Origin of the sequence: Kyrpidia sp., assembly GCF_023512215.1 — a bacterium.
GTDB lineage: Bacteria > Bacillota > Bacilli > Kyrpidiales > Kyrpidiaceae > Kyrpidia > Kyrpidia spormannii.
This window is the reverse complement of record NZ_JAILZZ010000085.1, coordinates 1-6,218: the sequence shown is the minus strand read 5'-3', so window position 1 is coordinate 6,218 and position 6,218 is coordinate 1. Positions and strand designations below refer to the sequence as shown.

General features: G+C 58.7%; 2 protein-coding genes and 1 pseudogene. 2 read left to right on the top strand and 1 reads right to left on the bottom strand.

Features of this window, described 5'->3' with window-relative positions:
* Both K6T64_RS15955 and K6T64_RS15950 read left to right on the top strand, forming a co-directional pair.
* Positions 1-1,953 (top strand): DUF1156 domain-containing protein (locus K6T64_RS15955; protein WP_353737836.1); only part of this gene is annotated, 1,953 nt, incomplete at its 5' end.
* A gap of 26 nt (positions 1,954-1,979) precedes the next feature.
* On the top strand, positions 1,980-5,924 hold the full coding sequence (locus K6T64_RS15950) for a helicase-related protein (RefSeq protein WP_288011055.1): 3,945 nt from the start codon (positions 1,980-1,982) through the stop codon (positions 5,922-5,924).
* A 165-nt stretch (positions 5,925-6,089) separates the two neighbouring features.
* Here K6T64_RS15950 and K6T64_RS15945 read toward each other — a convergent pair.
* Positions 6,090-6,218: pseudogene (locus K6T64_RS15945) on the bottom strand (spore gernimation protein); the annotation flags it as partial.

Here is a 6,218-nt window from a genome sequence, read left to right as displayed (position 1 = left end):
TCGCCGCTCGGGCGGTGGAAAGATCGGCTGTACTGTGTTGTGGCGGTGCGACGACAACCGAAGCTGGATAAGAATGGCCAACCCCAACGCTACAGAAGCGGTGCCAAGGCCGGGGAGATCAAGACGGAGAAAGTGCGGTTCTTCCGGGCGCCTAACGAGCGCGATTTGGAAGCGCTGGCGGAAGCGGAACGGATGTTGGCAGAGCACTGGCCGGAGTGGGAGAAGCAGGGGTTGATCCCGACGGAAAGTATCCCGAAAGGCCATAAGACGGTAGAACCACTTCGCGTTGGGATGACCCGCTGGTGCGATATGTTTACTCCGCGGCAGCTTTTGGGTCATTTGATTCTCGTTGAGGAACTCAACCGCCTCAAGCCGGAGATTCTGAAGGAGCTCGGAGAAGAGCGCGGGCGGGCCGTGGTCACGTATTTGCAGTTTGTGATTGATAAAGGAGTTGACTATAACAGTAAACAAACACGTTGGATCCCCCAGCGGGCGATCGTGTCAGGTACATTCGGCCGTCATGATTTTTCTTTGAAATGGACATTTGGAGAAATGATTTTTTCAGGCCCTAACTCCGGATTGGCCTGGGCACTTTCCCAGGTGACGGACGCATACGTCGGCGTAGCAGAGCTAATGAAACCCCTTCACGAAAGATTGAGCGGTTCACCGCCGCCTGTAACGATTCGTTGCGGGACGGCCGCACATACTGAGTTGCCTGATCGCTCTGTGGACCTGATCTGTATGGATCCGCCCTATTATAACAATGTTCAGTATGCCGAGCTCTCGGATTTCTATTACGTATGGGAAAAGCGAACACTGCACGACCTTTACCCAGAATTGTTTCGAAGGCGAATGACAAACAAAAATGATGAGGCAGTTGCCAACCCGGTGAGGGACGGTTCCGCCGATAGTGCGAAACACCGGTATGAGGATCTTATGGGCGAAATCTTTGTTGAGTGTCGGCGTGTCCTTAAGGATGATGGTCTAATGACTATTATGTTTACGCACAAAACGCAAGAAGCGTGGGAGACGTTGACGCGATCCATAATTGCAAACGGGTGGATGATTACGTCTTCATTACCTGTTGAATCAGAGTTTGCCAACTCTCAACACATTCGAGAGAATGCCGCGGCCGCCAGCTCCATCTTCCTGACCTGCCGGAAGCGCGTCGAGAATCAGGATACCCCCGCCACCTGGTTGGGGTTCGGGGGCACCGGAGTGGCCCAACGGATCCGGGAGGCGGTGCGGGAAGGCTTGGAGGAGTTTTCTGCCCTCCGACTCAATCCGGTGGATGAGATGGTGGCCTGTTATGGGCGGGCGCTTCAGGTCCTGTCTGAAAACTGGCCCGTGATGGACGGGGACGAGCCCGTCAGCCCGATCCGGGCGATGAACGAAGCCAGCGCGGTGGTGGCCCAGTATCAAGTGAACCGGATGACCCAAGGGCGGCTGAAGGTGGATGATTTAAACCCGGAAGCGGCCATGGCGGTGACCTTGTACGGGATTTTTGGCCTGGCGGAATTTCCTTATGATGAAGCGCTGAGTCTCTCCCGATCCCTGAACATTCGTCTGGAAAGTAAGGCGGCGGGGTACCGGATTGAGGGGAGAATGATTGGGGTGAACGATGAGCAGGGCGGCCGGCGGGGTCGGCCGAAGGCGGGAGAAGAGGTGGGCTACTTTGCGCCCTTGGTGCGCAGGGGGTCAAAACTGCGCCTGGCTCGGCCGGAGGAGCGCAGTTCGAAGCGGCTCGAAGAACCGCTGACCGAATGGGATCTGCTTCACGGCCTGATCATGGCTTATCGGGAGGGGGATATCCCCGTGGCCCGGGCATACCTGGCCGGGCACGCCGGAGGAAAGGCCGGGGTTGTGCTCGACCTGGTCTCGGTGTGGGCGGCCCAGGCCTCTGAGGAGGGACCGCGCAAAGAGGCCGAGGCCATCCTTTTTGGCTTGAAATGATCTCCCAGGATGCGGAGGGGGGAAAGATGGAGAGCCGGCCAAAAGATCATCCAATCGACACGCGGGTTAAGAATCAGGGGTTGCGGGCCCACCAGTGGCGGTACAGTTACCGAACCTCCTCCACCGTCATCGACGGGCGGCCCCTGAACATGCTCCATGATTTTTACATTCCCGCCCTGAAATGCGCGGTGCAGTATGACCGGGTGGCGGGGTATTTTCGCTCCACTTCCTTGGCGGCAGCCTCCCGGGGATTCTCCGCCTTTGTGGGGCGTGGCGGCAGAATGCGCCTGATTGTCGGCGCTGACCTGGAGCCTGAAGATGTGAAGGCGGTGCTGGAGGGGGATGCCCGCAGGCTGGAAAATCGGCTGGGGGAGGCCTTGGAAGGGGAGGAGCGATGGCCCGACGAGGTTCGCAACGGTGTGACGCTCCTGGCTTGGATGGTGGCTCATGGGCATCTGGAGCTGAAGGTGGCCCTGCGCGTGCATCGGGATACCGGGGAGCCTCTCCCGTTTGATTCAGTGGAAGACGGCTATGTGCACGAAAAATGGTTCATCCTCCGGGACGAGTTCGGGAATCGGTTGTACGGCAGCGGCAGTCTGAACGAATCGAAGACGGCGCTGGCGTTAAACGCCGAGAATATCGATGTTCACTGCGATTGGTGGGAGGGGCAGGATCGGAGGCGGGTGGACGAAGCCGAGGCGGATTTTCAACATCTGTGGGAGGGAGACCCGAAGAGTCTGCGGATCATGCCATTGCCCGAAGCGGTTCAGAAGCGGTTGGTCCGCTTCGCGGAACATGTCAAAAGACCCGTGGAAGTGGACGGGACCTCGGCGGCGCAAGAACCGGAGGAGGCCTCGCCGTCCGCGTTGGAACGGCTCCAATTCGCAGTGCTTCGCGACGGTCCCAAGATGCCCGGAGGCCGTCGGGTGGGGATGGAGACGGCTCCGGTCGCTCCCTGGCCCCACCAGGCGGTGGTCGTGGAGCGCTTGGTGGAGACGTGGCCCTATTCTCACCTGTTGTGCGATGAAGTGGGGCTTGGGAAGACCATTGAGGCGGGTCTTGCTTTTCGTTCGTTGTACCTGTCCGGTCTGGCGAAGCGGATCCTCGTCGCCGCGCCGGCGGGGCTGACGATCCAGTGGCAACGGCAGATGGCCTCGAAGATGTTGATGAGTTTCGGCCGAGTCCAGACGGGGTCCCGCCTGTCCTACGAATATATCTTTCCCGAAGAACGCCGGGAGACGGTGGAGTCAATGTTTGAAGGGGATCTGCTCATCGTCTCAACCGGACTGATTGCCCGGAATTGGGCGAGAGAGCTGGATGAGGCGCCTCGTTTTGACGTGATTCTGGTGGATGAAGCCCATATGGCCCGCCGGAAGAACCCGTCCAAAGGGCCGGGTGTACATCCCGACTATGGGAACCTGTACAACGCCGTTAAGAGTCACCTGCGGCCCCGGGCCGAGGCTTTGTGGCTCGCCACCGCCACCCCCATGCAAATTCACCCGGTGGAAGTGTGCGATCTGTTGGCCCTGACCAACCGAGTCGGGGCGTTTCAGTTCGATCCGACGTTGACGCTGGAATACTACAATGTCCTGGGCTCATTGATCCAGGAGAAAGAGCTTGATCCGTGGCAGTGGGAGTTTCTGCGCCGGGCGGTGAAGGCCGTTCGACATCAAGATCCTTGGTTGTGGAACTTTATCCAAAACTATGTGATCGACAGCCGGATTCAGAGCGTCGCCCGGCGCTGGCTGGAGGAGAAGCAGCCCCCCAGGGGTCGCGATCGGCAACGGATGCTTCGCCTGATGTTCGCCGCTTCCCCCTTGGCCCGGGTGATGATGCGCCACACCCGGAAGCTTCTGGAGGAGTATCGGGATCGCGGCGAGTTGGCGGACAATCTCGCCCGGCGGCGGGTGTTGCCGGTGGAACCGGTACCTTTTGAGCCCTCGGAGGCGCGGATCTACAAACAGCTTCAGCAATACAGCCGGGGGTTGGCCAGGCGGTTGGGTGGATCGGGCGGAGGTGCGGGCAGGCAGATGGTGAGTTTTTTGCTGAGCTTTTTGCGCCTCCGGTTTGCTTCGAGTTTCTATGCTTTTGAGCAAACCCTGGAGCGGCGTTTGCACAAGGTCGAGTATACGTTGCACGCTCACACGGTGGGAGAAGCTTCGAACGGGGAAACCGGGGATTCAGCCTCATTGGAGGAGGCAGTCACTGAGTCGGAGATTGAGGATGATGATGCCGCGGTGGTGGCGCTGCTCAAAGACCGGACCAAAGAGGATCTGGAGTGGGAGCGGTCTCAACTGAAGGCCATGTTGAAGGCCCTGGGTGGTTTACAGGGGCCTTCTTCAAAAATGAAGCGGCTCCTTCGGATTCTGGATGGCCGAAAAGATCCCGTCTCGGGGAGATTCCGGCAGACGGTGATTTTTACGCGGTTTTATGACACACTCCGGGATATTCTCTCGCATCTGCGGCAGGCGGCGCCGCGGATGCACATCGGCACCTACTCCGGGAAAGGGGCGGAGTGGTTTGCGCCGGATGCCGGGGGTCGGGGCGAGGCCGACCGGGAAGAAATCAAAGAACGATTCCTGCAAGGTGAGATCGATATCCTGCTGTGTACCGATGCGGCGGCTGAGGGCCTGAACCTCCAAACGGCCGACATGCTCATTAATTTTGACCTCGGATGGAACCCGATGAAAATCGAACAGCGCATCGGCCGGATCGACCGTATCGGCCAACGCCACCCGGAAATTTTTGTGGTCAATTTGTGTTATGCCGGAAGTGAAGAAGAGGTCGTTTACGGGCGGTTGTTGCAGCGTCTGCGACAGGCCAATCTTGTCGTGGGTCCTCAGCAAATGTCCCTGTTGCCAGTGCAGCCGGATGAGTTTCATGATCTGGCGGAAGGCAAGCTGGACATATCGGAATTGGAGAAGCGGCTGAGGGACCGGTTAGAAAAGCAGCGCGAGCAAGAGCAAACGATGCAGATCGATTCAAAAGATCTTTATGACATCTACCAAAGTCTGGTTAAGGAGCAGGGGCGCCGGCGTATACCCGTGGATTTGGACGCGATTTGGGAGGCGCTGAGCGGGTCGGCATATCTGTGGAAACTGGGGTGTTCGGTCCGGGAAGTCGCGGGAGAACCGGTATTGATGGTTCCAGGGCTTGACGGGATCGGAGGTCCCGTGTGGCTCACCACGTCTCGTCAACTGCATGATACCGGCTTGCGGGAGCGGGAGGCGGGAGAACGAGTCCCTCTTCATTTTGCCTCTTACGGCGATCCTGTGTTTGAGGCCCTGCTTGACCACATGGAGCAGCACGAACTGCCGGGTTGCATCAAACGTTTGACCGTGTCGAGTCGGTCCCTGCCCGATGTGTCCCTGGTGGGTTATGCGGTTTTGTCCAAAGGGAAAGACGGCCTATCCATACCGATTCTCGTGCAGGGTTGGGAGGACCTAAAGGGGATCACTTTGGCGGAAAATGAGGTTTTGACCGAAGCGGATGTGGAGCCTCTGCGCGAAACCCTCAGGCGCAGGGCTGAGGAGGAATTTCGGGATACCGGGGCAGCGCAGCGCTACGAACGGTACAATGAGCGAGTAGGGCATCTACAGGAGTGGCTCAATGATCGAGTGGCGTACGATCTTCTTCAGGCCAAGGGGCTCTCGCGCGGAGGGAAAAGCGGATTTTCCACATTGGTCGAGTCGATCCAAGGGTTGTGCGAGAGCCGGGAGAAGCTCCTGGTGACCGATTTGCCCGCCGATATCCTTCTGCGCTTCCCTGACGACCTGTTGTTTGACCCTGGAGTGATTCCAAGTTCCGCGGCAAAGGCCGATGTGGAGGTTCCCTGCCTCATTGTCCGGGCGGCGGTGGATGCCATGAACCGCGTCGCCTCCGGCATGAAGCAACGATCGAGTGAGTTGTCTTGGAAGACGGTCGCCGCGCGGCTGCAGAGGGACGCCATCGAAAAAGAAAAACTGCTGTAATCAGTGCTGCACGAGGGCTCCCGGCCTATGGAAATACTTTGTGGTCGATTGCCGCCACAAGGAGACGGCTGATGCTTGTGGAGGGCGAAAACCAGCGTCCAAATCCTCTGAAAGCGGGGGCCGGGTGCCGCCCGTTCGCCTGTCGCGCCCCCGCATCTGTTCCTTTCAGCGCTTTCGCACGGTAAAATTATCCTCCAACAAGAGCCAGTTCTGGGGGAACGGGTAGCCCAGCACCCAATAACTCAGGCCCCGCAATCGATAACTTTTCACCAGGTTGAACTTCGCCTGGGCGCT